The sequence below is a fragment of the uncultured Polaribacter sp. genome (genome assembly GCF_947497695.1).
In the GTDB taxonomy this organism is placed as follows: Bacteria; Bacteroidota; Bacteroidia; order Flavobacteriales; family Flavobacteriaceae; genus Polaribacter.
The window spans coordinates 173,288-193,378 of record NZ_CANMHM010000003.1; the positions used below are offsets into that span (position 1 = coordinate 173,288).

Annotated in this window: 20 protein-coding genes; 16 read left to right on the top strand and 4 right to left on the bottom strand. The window is 29.1% G+C overall.

Annotated features, from left to right (window positions below; genetic code table 11):
* Positions 1-7: 7 nt before the first annotated feature.
* Positions 8-475: an SsrA-binding protein SmpB gene (gene smpB, locus Q0731_RS05100; protein WP_299060796.1), complete on the bottom strand. Its 468-nt coding sequence runs from the start codon at positions 473-475 to the stop codon at positions 8-10.
* Positions 476-794: 319 nt separating this feature from the next.
* The gene (clpB, locus tag Q0731_RS05105) at positions 795-3,404 is read right to left on the bottom strand and encodes an ATP-dependent chaperone ClpB (protein ID WP_299060798.1); all 2,610 of its coding nucleotides are present in this window, start codon (positions 3,402-3,404) and stop codon (positions 795-797) included.
* 196 nt (positions 3,405-3,600) lie between these two features.
* Between clpB and ytxJ the strand changes: the two genes are divergently transcribed.
* The 7 genes from ytxJ (at position 3,601) to Q0731_RS05140 (ending at position 11,630) form a co-directional block, all read left to right on the top strand.
* Positions 3,601-4,002 carry a bacillithiol system redox-active protein YtxJ gene (gene ytxJ / locus Q0731_RS05110; protein WP_299060800.1) on the top strand — a complete coding sequence of 134 codons (402 nt, stop codon included), beginning with the start codon at positions 3,601-3,603 and terminating at the stop codon, positions 4,000-4,002.
* A 59-nt stretch (positions 4,003-4,061) separates the two neighbouring features.
* Positions 4,062-5,609, top strand: coding sequence for a DEAD/DEAH box helicase family protein (locus Q0731_RS05115; protein WP_299060802.1), 1,548 nt, complete (start codon positions 4,062-4,064; stop codon positions 5,607-5,609).
* Between the two features lie 484 nt (positions 5,610-6,093).
* On the top strand, positions 6,094-7,542 hold the full coding sequence (locus Q0731_RS05120) for an arginine decarboxylase (protein ID WP_299060804.1): 1,449 nt from the start codon (positions 6,094-6,096) through the stop codon (positions 7,540-7,542).
* A gap of 15 nt (positions 7,543-7,557) precedes the next feature.
* The gene (gene speB / locus Q0731_RS05125) at positions 7,558-8,502 is read left to right on the top strand and encodes an agmatinase (RefSeq protein WP_299060808.1); all 945 of its coding nucleotides are present in this window, start codon (positions 7,558-7,560) and stop codon (positions 8,500-8,502) included.
* A gap of 9 nt (positions 8,503-8,511) precedes the next feature.
* Positions 8,512-10,041: a bifunctional GNAT family N-acetyltransferase/carbon-nitrogen hydrolase family protein gene (locus Q0731_RS05130; protein ID WP_299060810.1), complete on the top strand. Its 1,530-nt coding sequence runs from the start codon at positions 8,512-8,514 to the stop codon at positions 10,039-10,041.
* Between the two features lie 285 nt (positions 10,042-10,326).
* The gene (locus tag Q0731_RS05135; RefSeq protein WP_299060813.1) at positions 10,327-11,295 is read left to right on the top strand and encodes a deoxyhypusine synthase family protein; all 969 of its coding nucleotides are present in this window, start codon (positions 10,327-10,329) and stop codon (positions 11,293-11,295) included.
* Between the two features lie 56 nt (positions 11,296-11,351).
* Positions 11,352-11,630, top strand: a complete 279-nt coding sequence (locus Q0731_RS05140; RefSeq protein ID WP_299060816.1) for a hypothetical protein — start codon at positions 11,352-11,354, stop codon at positions 11,628-11,630.
* A 112-nt stretch (positions 11,631-11,742) separates the two neighbouring features.
* Here Q0731_RS05140 and Q0731_RS05145 read toward each other — a convergent pair whose 3' ends face one another.
* Both Q0731_RS05145 and Q0731_RS05150 read right to left on the bottom strand, forming a co-directional pair.
* Complete coding sequence (locus Q0731_RS05145; protein ID WP_299060818.1) at positions 11,743-12,405, bottom strand: HAD family phosphatase; 663 nt, start codon at positions 12,403-12,405, stop codon at positions 11,743-11,745.
* A 71-nt stretch (positions 12,406-12,476) separates the two neighbouring features.
* A complete protein-coding gene (locus Q0731_RS05150; RefSeq protein WP_299060820.1) occupies positions 12,477-12,893 on the bottom strand; it encodes a DCC1-like thiol-disulfide oxidoreductase family protein in 417 nt (138 codons plus the stop codon).
* A 182-nt stretch (positions 12,894-13,075) separates the two neighbouring features.
* Between Q0731_RS05150 and Q0731_RS05155 the strand changes: the two genes are divergently transcribed.
* The 9 genes from Q0731_RS05155 (at position 13,076) to Q0731_RS05195 (ending at position 20,090) form a co-directional block, all read left to right on the top strand.
* A complete protein-coding gene (locus Q0731_RS05155; protein ID WP_299060822.1) occupies positions 13,076-13,762 on the top strand; it encodes an ABC transporter ATP-binding protein in 687 nt (228 codons plus the stop codon).
* Between the two features lie 82 nt (positions 13,763-13,844).
* A complete protein-coding gene (locus tag Q0731_RS05160) occupies positions 13,845-15,077 on the top strand; it encodes an ABC transporter permease (protein ID WP_299060825.1) in 1,233 nt (410 codons plus the stop codon).
* 2 nt (positions 15,078-15,079) lie between these two features.
* Entirely contained in the window at positions 15,080-16,324 is a 1,245-nt protein-coding gene (locus tag Q0731_RS05165) for an ABC transporter permease (protein ID WP_299060828.1), read from the top strand.
* A 14-nt stretch (positions 16,325-16,338) separates the two neighbouring features.
* Complete coding sequence (locus Q0731_RS05170) at positions 16,339-17,466, top strand: efflux RND transporter periplasmic adaptor subunit (RefSeq protein WP_299060830.1); 1,128 nt, start codon at positions 16,339-16,341, stop codon at positions 17,464-17,466.
* Positions 17,467-17,812: 346 nt separating this feature from the next.
* Positions 17,813-18,154, top strand: a complete 342-nt coding sequence (rpsF, locus tag Q0731_RS05175; protein WP_299060835.1) for a 30S ribosomal protein S6 — start codon at positions 17,813-17,815, stop codon at positions 18,152-18,154.
* 3 nt (positions 18,155-18,157) lie between these two features.
* Positions 18,158-18,454 (top strand): 30S ribosomal protein S18, encoded by a 297-nt coding sequence (gene rpsR / locus Q0731_RS05180; RefSeq protein WP_299060838.1) that lies wholly within the window; start codon positions 18,158-18,160, stop codon positions 18,452-18,454.
* A gap of 15 nt (positions 18,455-18,469) precedes the next feature.
* On the top strand, positions 18,470-18,919 hold the full coding sequence (gene rplI, locus Q0731_RS05185) for a 50S ribosomal protein L9 (protein ID WP_299060841.1): 450 nt from the start codon (positions 18,470-18,472) through the stop codon (positions 18,917-18,919).
* 104 nt (positions 18,920-19,023) lie between these two features.
* A complete protein-coding gene (locus tag Q0731_RS05190; protein ID WP_299060844.1) occupies positions 19,024-19,494 on the top strand; it encodes a DUF6495 family protein in 471 nt (156 codons plus the stop codon).
* A 182-nt stretch (positions 19,495-19,676) separates the two neighbouring features.
* Complete coding sequence (locus tag Q0731_RS05195) at positions 19,677-20,090, top strand: response regulator (RefSeq protein ID WP_299060847.1); 414 nt, start codon at positions 19,677-19,679, stop codon at positions 20,088-20,090.
* Position 20,091 lies beyond the last annotated feature (1 nt).

The window sequence follows — 20,091 nt, forward strand, 5'->3', positions numbered from 1 at the left end:
ATATTTATTACGAATTAAAACTTTTTTTAATTCTTGCCAAATCACGTTTATTATCTCTGTCTTTTATAACTTCTCGTTTATCATGCGTTTGTTTTCCTTTAGCCAAAGCAATTTCTAATTTGGCAAAACCTTTATCATTTATAAATAAACGCAAAGGTACAATTGTGTTTCCTTTAGCTTCTACATCTTTTCTTAAAGAACGTAACTCACGTTTATGCATTAACAATCTTCGTTCACTTTTTGGTTTGTGATTGTATGCATGTCCAAATAAATATTCTTGAATGTACATATTTACAATAAACAATTCTCCACCATCATTAAATTCACAAAAACTCTCTGTAATTCTTGCCTGACTTAAACGAATCGATTTTATTTCTGTACCTGTTAATTGAATTCCTGCAACATATTTGTCTAGAATTTCAAATTCGAAACGAGCTTTTTTATTTTTTATATTGATGTTTTTCTGAGCAGCCATAGACTGTTTTTATTTTAATATTTTAACAAAGATACAGTTTTAGTTTGGTCAAGGAAATGTAAAAAAGTCTCTATAATTGATTTTAAATTGATCTACTTATAATTGTAGAAAAGAAAAAGCGATATTTTTTCAAATACCGCTTTTTTTAAATTAACGAACCAAACTACCTTTACTTTTATATACAAACTCATAATTTTGTCGTTTTGAACGCTAGTGATAAATTACATAAAGTAGATTTCTTATTGTTTTTCTTTTTATGTGATTTCTCCCAAAAGGGGGAAATGACAATCTTTGCCTTTTGTTACTTATGCAAAGGTTTTTAAGAATTCTCAACCAAATCATTTTGATTTCTAAAAACCAATTGTTCATCAAAAGCATCTAACAAAATAATACTATCTGTTGTAATTTTTCCTGATAAGATTTCTTTAGAAAGTTGATTCAAAACTTCTTTCTGAATGACTCTTTTTACAGGTCTTGCTCCAAATTCTGGTTGATACCCTTTTTTTGCTAAATATTTAATAGCTTCATCAGTAGCATCTAGAGTAATTTCTTGTTTGCCAATCATTTTCTTTAAATGGTCTATTTGTAATTTTACAATTTCAAAAATATTTGCTTCATTTAAAGGAGTAAACATAATAACATCGTCTATTCTATTTAAAAATTCAGGTCTCACAGATTGTTTTAACAAGCCCATCACTTCAATTTTTGCCATTTCTGTTACCGCTTCTAAATCTGCTTTTGGATCAGCAAACTTCTCTTGAATTATATGACTTCCCATATTTGATGTCATAATAATAATAGTGTTTTTAAAATCTGCAACACGTCCTTTATTATCTGTCAATCTTCCTTCATCTAAAACCTGTAACAAGATATTAAAAGTATCTGGATGTGCTTTTTCAATTTCATCTAAAAGTACCACAGAATAAGGTCTTCTTCTAACAGCTTCTGTTAATTGTCCTCCTTCATCATACCCAACATAACCTGGAGGCGCACCAACCAATCTACTTACAGAGTGTTTTTCTTGATATTCACTCATATCAATTCTAGTCATGGCATTTTCATCATCAAACATGTATTCTGCTAAAGCTTTTGCCAATTCTGTTTTACCAACACCAGTAGTACCTAAAAACAAGAAACTACCTATTGGTTTGTTAGGGTTTTGCAAACCAGCTCTAGAGCGTCTTACAGCATCAGAAACTGCAACAATTGCTTCTTCTTGCCCCACAACTCTTTTGTGTATTTGATTTTCTAGTTTCAATAACTTTTCACGTTCAGACTGAATCATTTTTGTAACAGGTACTCCAGTCCATTTTGCTACAACTTCTGCAATATCATCTAAAGTAACTTCTTCTTTAATTAAACTTTTTTCAGACTGATTTTCTTCCATTGTTTTTTGAAAACCTTCTAAATTTTCTTGAGCTTGTTTAATTTTTCCATAACGAATCTCAGCTACTTTTCCATAATCTCCTTCACGTTCTGCTTTTTCTGCTTCTATTTTAAAATCTTCAATAACTGCTTTAGCGTTCTGAATATGATCTACAATCTCTTTTTCAGATTTCCATTTGGCATTCATTTCATTACGTTCTTCTTTAAGGTTTGCCAAATCAGAACGAAGTGATTTTAGTTTGATTTCGTCATTTTCACGTTTAATCGCTTCAATTTCAATTTCTAATTGCATCACTTTTCTGTCTAAAACATCTAAATCTTCTGGTTTAGAGTTGATTTCCATTCGCAATTTTGCCATGGCTTCATCCATTAAATCAATGGCTTTATCTGGTAAAAAACGATTGGTAATATAACGTTGAGATAATTCTACAGCACTAATAATAGCTTCATCTTTAATACGTACTTTATGGTGTGTTTCATATTTATCCTTAATTCCCCTTAAAATAGAAATAGCACTTTCTGTATCTGGCTCATTTACCTGTACTTTTTGAAAACGTCTTTCTAGAGCTTTGTCTTTTTCAAAATATTTCTGATATTCATCTAAGGTAGTTGCACCAATTGCACGCAATTCTCCACGAGCCAAAGCAGGTTTTAAAATATTTGCTGCATCCATGGCACCTTGTCCTCCTCCAGCACCAACTAACGTGTGAATTTCATCAATAAAAAGTACAATATCTCCCTCTGCATTTGTAACCTCTTTAATAACTGCTTTTAAACGCTCTTCAAATTCACCTTTGTATTTTGCACCAGCAATTAAAGCTCCCATATCTAAAGAAAAAATTAATTTATCTTTTAGATTTTCTGGTACATCACCATCTACAATTCTGTGTGCTAAACCCTCTGCAATGGCTGTTTTACCAGTTCCTGGTTCTCCAACTAAAATAGGGTTGTTCTTTGTTCTACGAGATAAGATTTGTAATAATCTACGTATTTCTTCATCTCTACCAATTACAGGATCTAAATTTCCATTTTTTGCTAATTCATTTAAATTTTTTGCAAACTTATTTAAAGAATTATAGGTTTCTTCCTGACTTTGAGAAGTAACGTTTTCTCCTTTTCTTAACTCTTCTATAGCTGTTTTTAAATGTTTTTCTGTAACTCCTTGGTCTTTTAAAACCTGAGCAATATTAGATTTCGATTTAAAAATTGCAAGAATTAAATGCTCTATAGAAACATAATCATCTTTCATGTTTTTAGCAATAACAGCTGCTTCTGTAAGACTTTTACTTGCTTCTCTAGAGAGCATTAATTCTGCTCCAGTTACTTTAGGCAAACTTTCTAATTGTTTGTCTAAAATTTGGTTTACAATAGTACTATTGATGTTTAATTTTTTCAATAAAAAAGGCAGTACATTTTCATCAACCTGTGTTAATGCTTTAAAAATATGCTCGTTTTCTATTTGATTATGACCAAAACCTTGGGCAATTTGTTGCGCCATTTGTATGGTTTCTTGTGATTTTGTAGTATAATTATTAAAGTTCATTTTTTTTGTTTTTGTAGCAAGAGAACTTATTCCCTTATTGTGTTATATTTTCTTTTATATTCTCCTAAAGGCAAAATCAGTACCAATCTAAAAACGGATATAAAGCAAGTCATAATGTCTTGTTAAACCTTTAATCACCTGACTTTTTGACACTGCAAAGTTTCTTATATTTGCATTATAAACATAAAAGCATAACATGGGCATATTAAACAATATATTTGGAGGTAAAGAAGATAAAGAATCAAAATCAGAAAAAAAGTCATTTTTAAATTGGATTCCTTTAAGCTCTTTAGAGCAATTAAAGGAAATTAATGAAATTTCTAAAACAGAAAGTGTATTTATTTTTAAAGACTCTACAAGATGTGGAATTTGTAAAATAGTAATTAAACAATTCGAAAAATTATTTAAACAAGAACATCAAAATTTAAAAGTTTACTATTTAGATTTATTAAACCATAGAGATATTTCTAATGAAATTGCTACATTATTTGATGTAATACATCAATCACCACAATTATTAGTCATAAAAAATGGCGTTTCTATACATAATGCATCCCATCATGATATTGCATCCGTAAATTTATCAAGATTTATATAGTTTAAATTTGCATTACACCTTATTTAAGTCTTATTTTTGTTTTTCAAATTTATATTCCTTTGGCAGAAACAAACACTTCACAAAAAGTAGGTAAAGAATTATACGGATATCAAAAAGATGCACTTCAAGAAATCTTTAGAAGATTTGAAGATGCTCCAAAAGACTATCATCTATTGTATCAGTTGCCAACTGGAGGTGGTAAAACCGTTATTTTTTCTGAGATTGTAAGACGTTATTTAGAAACTTATCAAAAGAAAGTTTTAGTATTGACGCACAGAATTGAGTTAAGTAAACAAACTTCTAAGATGATTAGTGAGTTTGGTGTAAAAAACAAAATTATCAATTCTACAGCAATTTTAGATGATCAAGATGAGTATAGTTGTTTTGTAGCTATGGTAGAAACCCTAAAAAATAGGTTAAATGATGATAAATTAGATATTTCTGATATTGGTTTGGTTATTGTTGATGAGGCACACTACAATTCTTTTACTAAAATTTTTAAGTTTTTTGATGAATCTTTTATATTAGGTGTTACTGCAACACCTTTAAGTTCTAATACTAAATTACCAATGTATGAGAACTATCAAGAGTTGTTTGTTGGTGAATCTATTCAGCATTTAATTGATCATGAATATTTAGCAAGTGCCAATTTATACTCTTACAATGTTGGTCTAACCTCTTTAGAAGTAGGTGCAAATGGAGATTACACCGTTAAATCTTCAGAAGATTTATACACCAATTCAGACATGCTTTCTAAATTGGTTTCTGCGTATGAAGAGACGGCAAAAGGCAAAAAAACTTTAATTTTTAATAACGGAATTAACACTTCTATACAAGTATTTCATGCGTTTAAAAAAGCAGGTTACCCAATTGCTCACTTAGACAATACCAATACAAAAGCAGAAAGGGCGCTTATTTTAAAATGGTTTAAGAAAACAAAAGGGGCAATTATTACCTCTGTAAGTATTTTAACTACCGGTTTTGATGAACCAACTATTGAAGCCATTATTTTAAATAGAGCTACAAAATCGTTGACTTTATATTACCAAATGATTGGACGTGGGTCTCGAATTTTAAATGATAAAACTACGTTTGATGTGATTGATTTAGGAAACAATTTTCACAGATTTGGTGCTTGGGGAGCAGATTTAGACTGGGAAAAAATGTTTAGAGCTCCAGATTATTATTTAAATGCCATTCTTTCTGATGAAGATATAGAAAGTACTTTTAGATATGAATTACCAGCTAATGTTAAAAAAGAATTTGCAAAATCTACAGATACTTATTTTGATATGAAAAAAGTATATATAGATACCATTAGACAAGGAGAATCTTCTAAAAGAGTCTTAGAAAAATCTATTGTACACCATGCAAAAATGTGTATAGAGAACAGTGAAGATGTTTTTGATGCTTTAATTTTAGCTAAAATGTTAGGAGAAGAAATTGATGATAGAATAAACAGATATGCCAAGTGTATTTCTAAAAGTACCCACAACTTTGTTACTTGGTTAAAAGATGATTATCGAAAAAAATTAAACTCTTATCTAAGAGAAAATTTTGATGAAGATTTTGAAGAAATTCATGGACATCCACCGATTGAAGAGTAAAATATATTTCATTAAAAAACGCTGACTATTCAGCGTTTTTTTTTGCTTTTAACTTTGTTTTTAAATAAATAATAGAACATTTTTTTAAAATTTTATTAGTTTTAGGTGTTGAATGCCTTATGTTTAAAGGGGAGAATAAAAAATAAATATTTTTTTACTTTTTTTTTGATTTTGTTTTTTGTGTTGAAAAATAATTTACATTTACCAGACTTATGTTTAATTAAAATGTTTAGTTTTTCTTATTTCGGATATAACATTCAATCGGAGAATGAAAGTTATATTGCATTTTGGAAATGCAACGAAAAAATTAAGGTATCTCCATTTTCAATTCTTCAAGAATTGCAGCTTTTCTCAAAGTTGCACGTAGTTTACTTGCAAATATTACAGTGATAAAAAACTCTTTTTAGGGTTATAATTTCTATTCTAAAATATTAAATTGTTTTAGTTTGGACAGGTTTATCATACAATTAATTTAAAATTACAAGTGAATACAAAATACATCGATTTAATCGAGCAAACGTTCGATTTTCCACAGGAAGAATTTAAAACAGAAAACAACAAATTGTTTTGGCACGGAATTAATTTAATGGAATTGGCTGCAAAATATGGAGCTCCGTTAAAATTCACCTATTTGCCTAAAATATCAGAAAACATCAATAAAGCCAAAGGGTGGTTTCAAGAAAGTATGGAAAAGCACAACTATAAAGGAAAATACTTTTATAGTTATTGTACAAAAAGTTCTCATTTTAAACATATTTTAAATGAAGCTTTAAAAAACGATATTCATATAGAAACATCTTCTGCTTTTGATATAGATATTGTAAATAATCTTAAAAAAGAAGGGAAAATAAAAGACAATACGTTTGTTATCTGTAATGGTTTTAAACGCGATCAATACATTAAAAATATTGGTGGTTTAATTAATTCTGGACATCAAAATGTGATTCCGATTATTGATAATTATGAAGAAATTAATCTATTATTAGATGAAACAGATAAAAAATTAAATGTTGGTATTAGAATCGCGTCAGAAGAAGAGCCAAAATTTGAGTTTTATACCTCTCGTTTAGGAATTGGTTACAAAAACATCGTGTCTTTTTATGAACGTGAAATAGCAACAAATACTCAAGTTGATTTAAAAATGTTGCATTTTTTTATCAATACAGGTATTAAAGACAATGCCTACTATTGGAACGAATTGATGAAATGCTTAAATGTTTACATCAACTTAAAAAAAGTATGCCCAAGTTTAGATAGTTTAAATATTGGTGGTGGATTTCCGATAAAAAACTCATTGGCATTTGAGTATGATTACCAATATATGATTGATGAAATTATCAATCAAATTAAACAAGTATGTGATGAAGCAGGTGTAGATGTACCTCATATTTTTACAGAGTTTGGAAGCTTTACAGTAGGTGAATCAGGAGCTGCAATTTACCAAGTTTTGTATCAGAAAAAACAAAACGACAGAGAACGCTGGAACATGATAAACTCTTCATTTATAACTACTTTACCAGATGCTTGGGCAATTAACAAACGTTTTATTATGTTGCCAATTAATAAATGGAATAGGCAATATGAGCGTGTTTTATTAGGTGGTTTAACCTGTGACAGTGATGATTATTACAACTCAGAACAACATATAAATGGTATTTATTTACCTGTTTATGAAAAAGAAAATCCACTTTTTATTGGCTTTTTTAACACAGGAGCCTACCAAGAATCTATAGGTGGTTTTGGCGGATTGCAACACTGCTTAATTCCACATCCAAAACACTTAATTATTGATAGGGATGAAAATGGAAATATAACCACCCAAATATTTAAAGAACAACAAAAAAGTAGTGAGTTACTTTCGATTTTAGGTTATGGAGAAGCAACAGAACCTAAAATTGAATCAGAAAAATTAATAAAAGAAGAAGTTTTTTAACACCACAAAATTAAAATGAATACAAATAAAACTTATGCAGGAATTTCAGAAGAATTTGGAAACCTGTCAACATCAAAAATAGTACTTATTCCTGTTCCTTATGATGGAACAAGTACCTGGCAAAAAGGAGCAGATAAAGGGCCACAAGCATTTTTAGATGCTTCTGAAAACATGGAATTATATGACATAGAAACAGATTCTGAAGTATATAAAGAAGGGGTTTATTTAGCAGATGCTGTTACAGAAAATTCTTCTCCAGAAGCAATGGTAGAAGCAGTACATCAAGTAACAAAAAAATACATTAACAGAAATAAATTTGTAACTGTTTTTGGTGGCGAGCATTCCGTTTCTATTGGTACAATTCGTGCATTTAACGAATGTTTTAACAACTTAACAGTCTTACATATTGATGCTCATGCAGATTTAAGAAAAGAATACCAAGGTTCTACATGCAACCATGCTTGTGCTGTTTATGAAGCAAACCAAAATACAAATCTGGTACAGGTTGGTATAAGAAGCATGGATATTTCTGAAAAAAGAAGTATGAATTTAGACAAAGTTTTCTTTGCACATGAAATGGCTGTAAATGAAGATTGGATAGAAGATGTTGTAGATCAATTAACAGAAAACGTGTTTATTACGTTTGATTTAGATGCTTTAGATCCATCAATTATGCCAAGTACAGGAACTCCTGAACCTGGAGGATTGTTCTATTATGAAACATTAGAATTTTTAAAATTAGTTTTTAAAGAAAAAAATGTGGTTGGTTTTGACATGGTTGAATTATGCCCAAATGAAAAAGAAAAATCGTCTGATTTTTTAGCAGCAAAATTATTTTACAAAATGTTGAGTTACAAATTTGCAGCTAATGATGATAATTATGAAAATGGAGAAGACGATACAGCAAATCCGTTTAGTAAATTGTCTAAGTTTAAAGATGATGATAATGATGACTTTTAGTCTTTAATAATGATAAAAACAATAGAAAATATAGAATTGCAATATTTAACAATTGATGATTATCAAGCGTTAAAGCAAGCAATGATTGAGATTTATTCTAGTATGCAAAATACATATTGGGAAGAATCTCAAATACAATCTCTAATACATAAATTTCCAGAAGGGCAAGTTGTTATTAAAATTAACGGGCAATTAGCAGGTTGTGCTTTGTCTATAAAAGTAGATTATGATAGCTTTGATGATACCCATACTTATGAAGATATTACAGGTAATTTTACCTTTAGCACACATGATGAAGATGGTGATGTTTTATACGGAATAGATGTTTTTATCAAAAAAGAATTTAGAGGTTTACGTTTAGGCAGAAGATTGTACGATTACCGAAAAGAAATTTGTGAAACTCTTAATTTAAAAGGAATTGTTTTTGGAGGTAGAATGCCAAACTATCACAAGTTTGCAAAAGAAATATCGCCTAAAGAATATTTAGAAAAGGTAAAACGTAAAGAAATATACGATCCTGTTCTAAATTTTCAAATTTCGAATGATTTTCATCCTTCAAAAATATTAAAAGGGTACTTAGAAGGTGATGCAAATTCGGGTGAATTCGCAGTTTTATTAGAATGGGATAATATTTATTATCAAAAAAAATCTAAAAAAGCAGCAACCAAAAAAACGGTGGTACGTTTGGGGTTGATTCAATGGCAAATGCGTTTGTATAAAGATTTGGAAGAGTTAATGGAGCAAGCTGAGTTTTTTGTGGATTCTGTTTCTGCTTACAGATCAGATTTTGCATTATTTCCAGAGTTTTTTAACGCACCTTTAATGGCTGAGTTTAATCATTTACCAGAATCTGAAGCTATTAGAGAATTGGCAAAATTTACACCAGAAGTAGTAGAGCGTTTTTCTAAGTTGGCAATTTCTTACAACATTAACATTATTACAGGTAGCATGCCAGAAATTAAAGATGGTTTGTTGTATAATGTAGGTTATATCTGTAAAAGAGATGGAACTTTAGGTCGTTATGAAAAACTACACGTAACACCAAATGAAGCAAAAGTTTGGGGTTTACAAGGAGGAAGCGAATTAAAAACATTTGATACAGATTGTGGAAAAGTTGGGGTGTTAATTTGTTACGATTCAGAATTTCCAGAATTAAGTAGGTTATTGGCAGAAGAAGGAATGGATATTTTGTTTATTCCGTTTTTAACCGATACACAAAATGGCTACTCAAGAGTACGTCATTGTGCACAAGCAAGAGCTATAGAAAACGAGTGTTATGTTGCAATTGCTGGGAGTGTTGGTAATTTACCAAAAGTAAATAATATGGACATACAGTATGCACAATCGATGGTTTTTACACCTTGTGATTTTTCTTTTCCGGCAAATGGAATCAAAGCAGAAGCAACTACAAACACAGAAATGATTTTAATTGCTGATGTAGATTTAGATTTGCTAAAAGATTTGAATCAGTTTGGAAGTGTTAGAAATTTAAAAGACAGAAGAACAGATATTTTTGAAGTTAGAAAAACAGCTAAATAATAAAAATTAATTTAAAAGAACTTCTTGATAAAAATTTTTATAATAAAATGATGAAATACAGTTTTGACATTTCGACCAAAGGGAGAAATCTCACAAGAAAAACACATAGTAATGAACAACTAGTGTGATTTCTCCCAAAAGGTTGAAATAACAATATAGTGACTTGTATGTTTTTTATAAAAATGAATTTATTTATTAAAAATTAACAAAATAAACAAGATGTAACTGGTATTGATTTTTCTTTTTTAAAAAATCGTGTCGAAAACATTTTAATAAAACAACAAAATGAGCAAACCAATTACAAATTTTATAGAAAAATACTTTTTACACTTTAATGCAGCTGCTTTGGTAGATGCTGCAAAAGGATATGAAGCGCAATTAAACAAAGGATCTAAAATGTTAGTTTCTTTAGCAGGAGCAATGAGTACAGCAGAATTAGGAAAGATTTTTGCAGAAATGATTCGTAAAGATAAAGTGCAAATTGTTTCTTGTACAGGTGCAAATTTAGAAGAAGATGTGATGAATTTAGTAGCACATTCTCACTACAAACGTGTACCAAATTATAGAGATTTAACTCCACAAGATGAGTGGGATTTACTTGAAAAAGGCTTAAACCGAGTTACAGATACTTGCATACCAGAAGAAGAAGCTTTTAGAAGAATTCAAGAGCATATTGTAAAAATTTGGAAAGACGCAGAAGCAAAAGGAGAACGTTATTTGCCACATGAGTATATGTACAAATTATTATTATCTGGCGTTTTAGAAAAATATTATGAAATTGACATTAAAGATTCTTGGATGTATGCTGCTGCAGAAAAAAACTTACCAATCATTTGTCCTGGTTGGGAAGATTCTACCATGGGTAACATTTTTGCTTCGTATGTTCTAAAAGGCGAATTAAAAGCAAGTACTGTAAAATCTGGAATTGAATACATGACTTTTTTAGCAGATTGGTATACAAATAATTCTGAAAACGGAATTGGATTCTTTCAAATAGGAGGAGGGATTGCAGGTGATTTTCCTATTTGTGTAGTGCCAATGTTGTATCAAGATATGGAAAAACCAGAAACACCATTTTGGAGCTATTTCTGTCAGATTTCAGACTCTACTACAAGTTATGGCTCTTATTCTGGTGCAGTACCTAATGAAAAAATTACTTGGGGTAAATTAGATATTGATACTCCTAAATTTATTATAGAAAGTGATGCAACAATTGTGGCTCCATTAATATTCGCATATTTATTAGAAATGTAGCATTACTTTTTTTTAGAAAAGTTGAACTTTTAATTTTTAACTCAAAAATAAATACAATGAAAAGAGTAATCGTAGAATACGCAAAATTAACAACAGATATTTTAGATTTGTTGATAGCAAAATATCCTAAAGGATATGATTATAGTGATGTGATCTCTTTTAAAAATGCCAAAGGAGAAACCATAAAAGCTGTTGAAGTTAAAACAGAAGACACAGATTATTTAGTGAAGATTAGTGATCGTTTAGAGCAAACGATGGAGGATTATGCTGAAGATGAAGATTCTTTTGATGAAGATGAAGATTTAGATCTTGATGATTTTGAAGAAGGAATATAAGTAGTGAAAAAATAGCTTGGAAAAAATTCCAAGCTGTTTTTTTTAAAGTACACCTTAGTTAGCTAATTTATATTCTTCTAACCCAATAATCAATATTAATAACAATCTAAAACTAAACCATTTTCATCAATCTCTTAAAATTATTTACAATAAAATCGGCACTTTTTAAAGTTTGTCCTTCTGATAAAGGATTTGCAAAACCTATCACAAAAATACCTGCATCATTTGCTGCTTTTACACCATTGTCAGAATCTTCAATAACAATACAATGCTCTTTTGCAGTTTTTCCTAAAAGTGCTGCTTTTTCAAATATTTCTGGATGTGGTTTTGATTCCTTTAAATCTGCACCACTAATTTTAGCTGTAAAATATGGGTTTAAATCGAATCTGTTAAAAACTCTATCAATATTAACCATGGCAGATGAAGAGGCTAAAATTAAGGTTACACCTTTTTTATGACAATATTTTATCAAATCTTCAACACCTTTTACCAAATGTAGTGTTGGGTCGTTTTCAAAGAAATTCACATATCGTTTTCTTTTATCTAAAACCAAATCTTCTGGCTTTAAATTCAACTTAAAATGAGCTACTAATTTCTGAAAAGCATTAATAGTTGATGAACCTGTGAAGGTTTTGTATAATTCATCAGAAACAGTAACTCCAATAGAATTAAAGGTCTCATAATAGGCCTTTTTATGAATTTCTTCAGAATCGATAATTACACCATCCATGTCAAAAATGACACATTTTATTTCTTTTGGTATTTGTTTTTTCATTTTTTTAATTATCAATATAGAGAATTTTGTTAAGTTAGATGTTTTTCACATTTTTAACTACTAACCATTAACTAATTCAAAAACTTAGCGTTTAACTCAGGAGAAGGAATCATACAATTATCTTTTTTGCCAAACCATTTGTAACGGTTTTTGGCTATAAAATCATAAACAGCATCTCTAAATCCTTCAGGTAATAATAAAAATACGTGGCTTAAGTTCCAAATTCCACCAAAATCAATCATCACTTTTAAAGCAGCAGTAGATTTTATTTCATAAGAAATACCAGGTTCGTATAAAATAATAGAATCAATTTTAGCAACATCGATATTTAATTGTTTGATGATTTGTTTGCCTTTTTTAGATTGTAAAGCAGCAAATAAAAAGACGTTTTTTTTATCAAATTGAATCACTTTTAAAACAGCACTATTGCATAAATTACAAACGCTATCAAATAAAATAACCTTTTTGTTTTTAGGAATATCAAACATATTAATATTTGTGAATTAATGAAAACAAAGGTACTTTAACTTTTTTAGTTATTTTTTGGTAACATTTTGTTTATTTATCTACCTCAAGTAAAAATGGGTTCAATTAAATCTTTCCCTTTTAACACAAAATTAGTATCAATAATCAATAGCAATCAATACTTTAGTCTAAAATTAGCCAACCATTGATTAAAATAGAAAAACTTCACAAATCTTATCCTATTGGTAAGGATTCACTTCACGTTTTAAAAGGAATTGATTTACATATTAAAGAAGGCGAATTTGTTGCTATTATGGGGTCTTCTGGTTCAGGAAAATCTACATTATTAAATATTGTTGGTTTGTTAGATGAGCATGATGAAGGAGATTATTATTTAAACGGACAATTAATCAAAAATTTGAATGAGAAAAAAGCTGCCATTTTAAGAAATAAATTCTTGGGCTTTGTTTTTCAATCTTTCAACTTAATATCTTACAAAACAGCTTTAGAAAACGTTGCATTACCCTTGTATTATAAAGGGATGAAACGAAAAGAACGTTTGCAAATTGCCTTAGATTATTTAGAAAAAGTAGGTTTAAAAGATTGGGCAAATCATTTACCAAACGAACTTTCTGGCGGACAAAAACAACGTGTTGCTATTGCAAGAGCCTTGGTTACAAAACCCAAAGTGGTTTTAGCAGATGAACCTACAGGAGCATTAGATTCTACCACAACAGATTCTGTAATTGACCTTTTAAAAGACATCAATGAAGAAGGAATGACCGTTTTTGTAATTACCCATGAAGAAGAAGTTGCAGCACAAACCAAAAGAATTGTGCGTTTAAAAGATGGTGTTATTATTAGTGATGAGTTAACGAAATCAAAAAAATAGAAATTAAAGTTTAAATATTAAAAATACTCATTTCAAAGTTGATAAACAATTACAGGCTTAAACAATTATACAATAAAAAATAATGTTTGATTTAGATCGTTGGAGAGAAATTTTTCAGAGCATTAATAAAAACAGGTTGCGTTCTGTAATGTCTGGTTTTACAGTGGCTTTTGCTATCTTATTATTCACGTTACTTTTTGGAATTGTAAGTGGTTTAAGCAATTCTTTTAAAAGTGCCTTTAAAGATGATGCTCAGAATTCTATGAGAGTGCGTGTTTGGAAAACCTCAAAACCCTACAAAGGGTTACAAACAGGCAGAAGCATACAATTAACCAATAAAGAATATGATTTTGTTGGAAAAGAATATGAAGATAAAATTCAATATCAAACAGCAAGAATAAATAAAAGTGTTGTTATAAAATATCAAAATAATGCAGACAGCTATCGTTTAAAGGGTGTGCACCCAGATCATCAATTTTTAGAAAAAACAATGATTGATGAGGGGCGTTATATAAACCAAAGAGATTTAAAAGAAAAAGCGAAAGTAATCGTAATTGGTAGGTTGCTTAAACAAGATTTATTTGGCGAAAAACCAGCTTTAAATAAACGAGTAAATGTAAATGGAAGTTCTTTTTTAGTTATTGGTGTTTTTTCTGATGAAGGAGGAGATAATGAAGAAAGACAAGCTTATATGCCAGTTACTACAGCACAAATGATGTATGGTAATAATGATTACATCAATCAAATTGTATTAAGCTATCAAACAAATTTAAGTTTAGAGGCTGCTATTGCTTTTGGTGATAAAATGGAGCGTGATTTACGTAGTAAAATGAGTATTCATCCAGATGATCAAAGTGCACTTTCTGTTAGAAATATGGCAGAAGCAAACAAAAATGTGGGTATGTTTATGTTTGTTTTATATGCAATAGTGATTTTAGTAGGTTCTGGTACTTTAATAGCAGGTATTATTGGTATAAGTAATATTATGATTTTTGTGATTAAAGAACGTACAAAAGAATTCGGAATTAGAAAAGCTTTAGGAGCATCACCAGCATCTATTGTTGGTATGGTTGTGCAAGAATCTGTTTTAATTACAACAATTGCAGGATATTTAGGGTTGTCTTTAGGTACTTATATTTTAACATTTATTGGTGATAGTTTAGAAAAAGAGTATTTTATTAAAGACCCAAGTGTAAGTACTGAAATTGTAATAGGAGCAACAGTTGTTTTAATTTTATCAGGATTAATTGCAGGGTATGTTCCTGCAAAAAGAGCTGCAAACATCAAACCTATTGTAGCATTAAGAGCAGATTAATTATGAGGTTTTTATTCGATTCTGATACATGGCAAGAAATTTACGGAAGTATTCGTAAAAATAAAGTACGAACAGGAATTACTATTATTGGTGTTTTATGGGGCATTTTTTTACTTGTAGTTTTATTGGGAGCAGCTAGAGGAATGGAAAATGGGTTTAAAAAATTGTTTGGCGATTTTGCAACCAATAGTGTTTTTGTATGGACACAGGCAACAGATACTCCTTTTAAAGGTTTTCAAAAAGGGAGAAGGTTTACTTTAAACACCAATGATATTGAGGTGTTAAAATCTCAATATTCTAAAGAAATTAAACTTTTAGCACCTAGAAATCAAACTAATAATTTAATTACACATAATTTTAAATCAGGTAGTTTTAAAGTAAGTGGTGATTACCCTATTTTAGATCAAATTCAGAAAAAGAAACTTATTTATGGGCGTTTTTTAAACGAAAACGATATTTTATCAACGGCAAAAGTTACTGTGATTTCAGAGGATATGTACAAACAATTGTTTAATAAAGGAACAATGCCTATAGGAGAGTACATTAAAATTAATGCCATCAATTATAAGGTAATTGGTGTTTATGAGCCTTCTAGTACTATTAATTTTGATGGAGATTGTGCATACATACCTTTTTCAACTTTTAAAAAAGTGTACAATACTGCCAATAAAATAGATTGGATGATGATTACTGCCAATGAAGGAACAGATATTGCCCAAATGGAAAGTGATATTTTGTTAACTCTAAAAAGTTTACATAAAGTACATCCTGAAGACAAAAGAGCTTTTGGAAGTGTAAATTTAGGAAAAGAAATAGGCAAAGTAACAGGCTTTTTAACAGGCATGCAGTTTTTAACTTGGTTTGTTGGTATTGCAACCTTAATTGCTGGTGTTTTTGCTATCGGTAATATTTTGTTAATTACCGTAAAAGAACGTACTAAAGAAATAGGAATTCGAAGAGCTTTGGGAGCAACTCCTAAAAGCATCAAACAACAAATTATTTTAGAATCTGTCTTTTTAACAACAATTGCTGGTATGCTAGGAATTGTATTTGGTGGATTAACCTTGTTTATCATCGATTTAAAATTCGGACAAGGAGTTGATGCAGCTTTGGTAAACCCCACAGTAAATATTCCAATAATATTAATTGCATTAGTCGTATTAATTATTTTAGGTACTTTAATAGGTTTAATTCCTGCACACATGGCAACTGTTATAAAACCTATAGAAGCATTAAGAGAAGAATAAACAAACAATAAATTATGAGTAAAAGAGCAAAAATCATTTTAATAGTAATTGCAGTATTATTTATCGTTGCATTACTTTGGTTCTTTAAAAAGAATCAAAAAAGTATTGTACAATTTGAAACTGAAACACCTTTTAAAACCACTATTGTTAAAAAAACAGTGGCAACAGGTAAAGTGATTCCTTTAGAAGAAATAGAAATTAAACCTCAAATTACAGGTATTATTGATAAAATATTACTTTTAGAAGGAGCAAAAGTTAAAAAAGGAGATTTAATTGCAAGGGTAAGAGTTGTACCTAATGAGCAATCTTTAATTAGTGCAAAAGGTAGAGTAGATAATATTAGAATTCGTTTAAGCAATGCAGAAATATCTTATAAGAGAAATAAAAATCTATTTGAAAAAGGCGTTATTTCTAGAGCAGCATTTGAAAATATAGAATTGACCTATGCTCAAACAAAACAAGATTTAAAAAATGCACAAAACGATTATCAGATTATTAAAAGAGGGTCTTCTGGTTCTGGAGCTTCTGCAAATACAAATATTATGGCACAAATGTCTGGTACTATTTTAGAAATTCCTGTAAAAGAAGGAGACCAAGTAATACAATCTAACAATTTTAATGCAGGTACAACCATTGCATCTATTGCAGACATGAGTAAAATGATTTTTGAAGGTAAAGTTGATGAATCTGAAGTGGGTAAATTAGTAAGTGGAACTGCAATTCAAGTTTCTATAGGTGCTATTGAAGGGAAAAAGTTTCCTGCAAAACTAAACTTTATAGCTCCAAAAGGAACAGAGGAAAATGGAGCAGTACAATTTAAAATTAAAGCAGATATTTCTTTAGATAATAATTTTTTTATTAGAGCTGGTTATAGTGCAAATGCAGATATTGTTTTAGAAAAAAAAGACAGTGTTTTAGCAATTAGAGAAGCTCTTTTAAAGTTTGATAAAAAAACAGAAGAACCTTATGTAGAAGTAAAAATAGGAGAAGATAAATTTGAAAAGAAAAATTTAAAACTAGGAACTTCTGATGGCGAAAATGTTGAAATTTTAGAAGGAGTTACTGCAAATGATGAAATTAAAATTTGGAACAAAGCTTCTTTAGAAGATAAGAAAAGTGATAAAAAGAGGATGAAAAGATAATAATTTTTAATAGGATGTTTTAAAAAGGAACTCAATTTTTGGGCTCTTTTTTTTTTTATTTATACCTTTAAATAGTTAATTATATTAGCTAAACTAAAACTTTTAGATATGTAGTTTATTCAATGAAATTTTAAAAATCGTTTTATTTCTCTTGAGTTTAAATAATACATAAAAAAGGTTTTAAAAATGAAGTTATTCTAAAACATACAGCTAAATTAAATTACCATTCAGTAAATCAGTATTTTAGAAAATAAATAGCAATCATTATTAATTATAAAAAAATAGCGTTTAATAGAAAAAACTCACTATATTTGCAGCCTTAAAATAAACATTAAATAATTAATTTATGAATCATTACGAAACTGTTTTCATTTTGAATCCCGTTTTATCTGACACTCAGATAAAGGAGACAGTACAAAAGTTCGAAGATTATTTAGTTTCTAAAGGAGCTGAAATGATCTCAAAAGAAGATTGGGGCTTAAAAAAATTAGCCTATCCAATTCAAAAGAAAAAAAGTGGTTTTTATCACTTATTAGAATTTAAAATTGCTGGAGAAGAAATTTCTGCATTTGAGTTAGAATTTAGAAGAGATGATAGCATTATGCGTTATCTTACTATTAAATTAGACAAACATGCTGCAGCTTGGGCAAAAATTAGATCAGAACGTGTTAAATCTATAAAAAAATAACAAATGGCTACAATAGAACAACAATCAAAAGGTGGTAAATCTGCTGACGTTAGATATTTAACGCCATTAGATATAGACACTAAAAAAGAAGCAAAATACTGTAGATTTAAGAAAAAAGGCATTAAATATATAGATTATAAAGATGCAGATTTCTTAATGTATTTAGTAAACGAACAAGGTAAAATTTTACCAAGACGTTTAACAGGAACATCATTAAAATATCAACGTAAAGTTGCACAAGCAATTAAAAGGTCTCGTCATTTGGCGTTAATGCCTTACGTTGGAGATTTGTTAAAATAAAAAATACGTAGAGACATGGAATTGATATTAAGACAAGACGTAGAAAATTTAGGATTTAAAGATGATGTTGTATCTGTGAAAAATGGATATGGTAGAAACTTTTTAATACCTACAAAACAAGCAGTTTTAGCAACTTCATCTGCAAAGAAAGTTTTAGCAGAGAATTTAAAACAACGTGCTTATAAAGAAGCTAAATTAATTGAAGACGCAAATGCAATTGCTGAAACAGTTAAAGGATATGAAATTAAAATTGCATCTAAAGTTGGTTCTGGAGACAAATTATTTGGTTCTATAAACAACATAGATTTAGCTGCAGCACTTGCAAAAGCAGGAACAGATTTAGATAAGAAATTTATTAAAGTTGTTGGTGGTTCTGTAAAAAGATTAGGTAAATACGATGCATCTGTAAGATTACATAGAGCAGTAATTGCTGATATTACTTTTGAAGTTGTTGCTGAAAAGTAAACACCTTTAAATAATTTACAAAAAAGCTCGTTAGAAATAACGAGCTTTTTTATTGTTAAACAAAGTATAGTTACAAATTATAAAGCCCAACTTTATTACTTATTATGAAATACAGACAATTAACCAAAGAACAATTTGAAAGTTTGCATGAAGATTTTGCACGTTTTTTAGCAACACAAAGCATAGATGCTAAAGAATGGAGCCAAATAAAAACAGAAAAACTAGACGTAGCAGAAGAAGTGATGAATGTTTTTTCTGATGTAGTTTGGGACGATGTTTTAACAAAAACCAATTATGTAGAGCATTTCTCAAAAACATCTGTAAACTTATTTAAGTGTGATGCAGTAGAAATTCATAGAATTGCCATTAAAATAACTTGGGATATTAATTTACTAGAACAAGAAGGTTTTGAGTGGTTAATGCAAAACCCAATGGATAATTCTGTTGAGATTTTTAGAGGTTCTAAACCTTATAATCAAGAAGATAGAAATACTGAAATTTTCGATTTAATAGAAAAAGGAAGTAGCATTTCTAAAGGAGAAATTTTCGAATATTTTAATCAGTTAGTTTCTTAGTAATCTAGTTATTACTATTTATTTACAGCAATCAAACACCTTTTAGCTTTATAAATCGTTAAACGGTTCGTCTATACTTAATTGTATTTCAGCTACACTTTATTTTATCTTATCAGCAAATTAAATAATACAAAACCTTTTATATTATCATTGCTAGATATAACTCTAGCAACTAAAATAAAATGACTAAAAATTTAAAAATATTATTAATAGAAGATAATTTAATTGAAATAATGAAAATGAAACGTACCATTTCATTATTAGAATTAAAACATACTATTATAGAGGCTAAAAATGGAGAAGAAGGTTTACAATTTTTAGAAGATAAAAGCTATTTACCCGATTTAATTTTATTAGATTTAAACATGCCTAAAATGAGTGGTATTGAATTTTTATCAATCTTAAAAAACGATAAAAATTTGTGTCACATACCCACAGTTATTTTAACAACCTCAGACAATCAAAAAGATTTAGAAGAGTGTTATAAAATAGGGGTTTCTGGTTATGTTTTAAAACCACTAAAATACGATGATTATGTTAAAAAGATAACTGCTGTTTTAGCCTATTGGAGTATTAATGAATTAAAAGAATATTAAG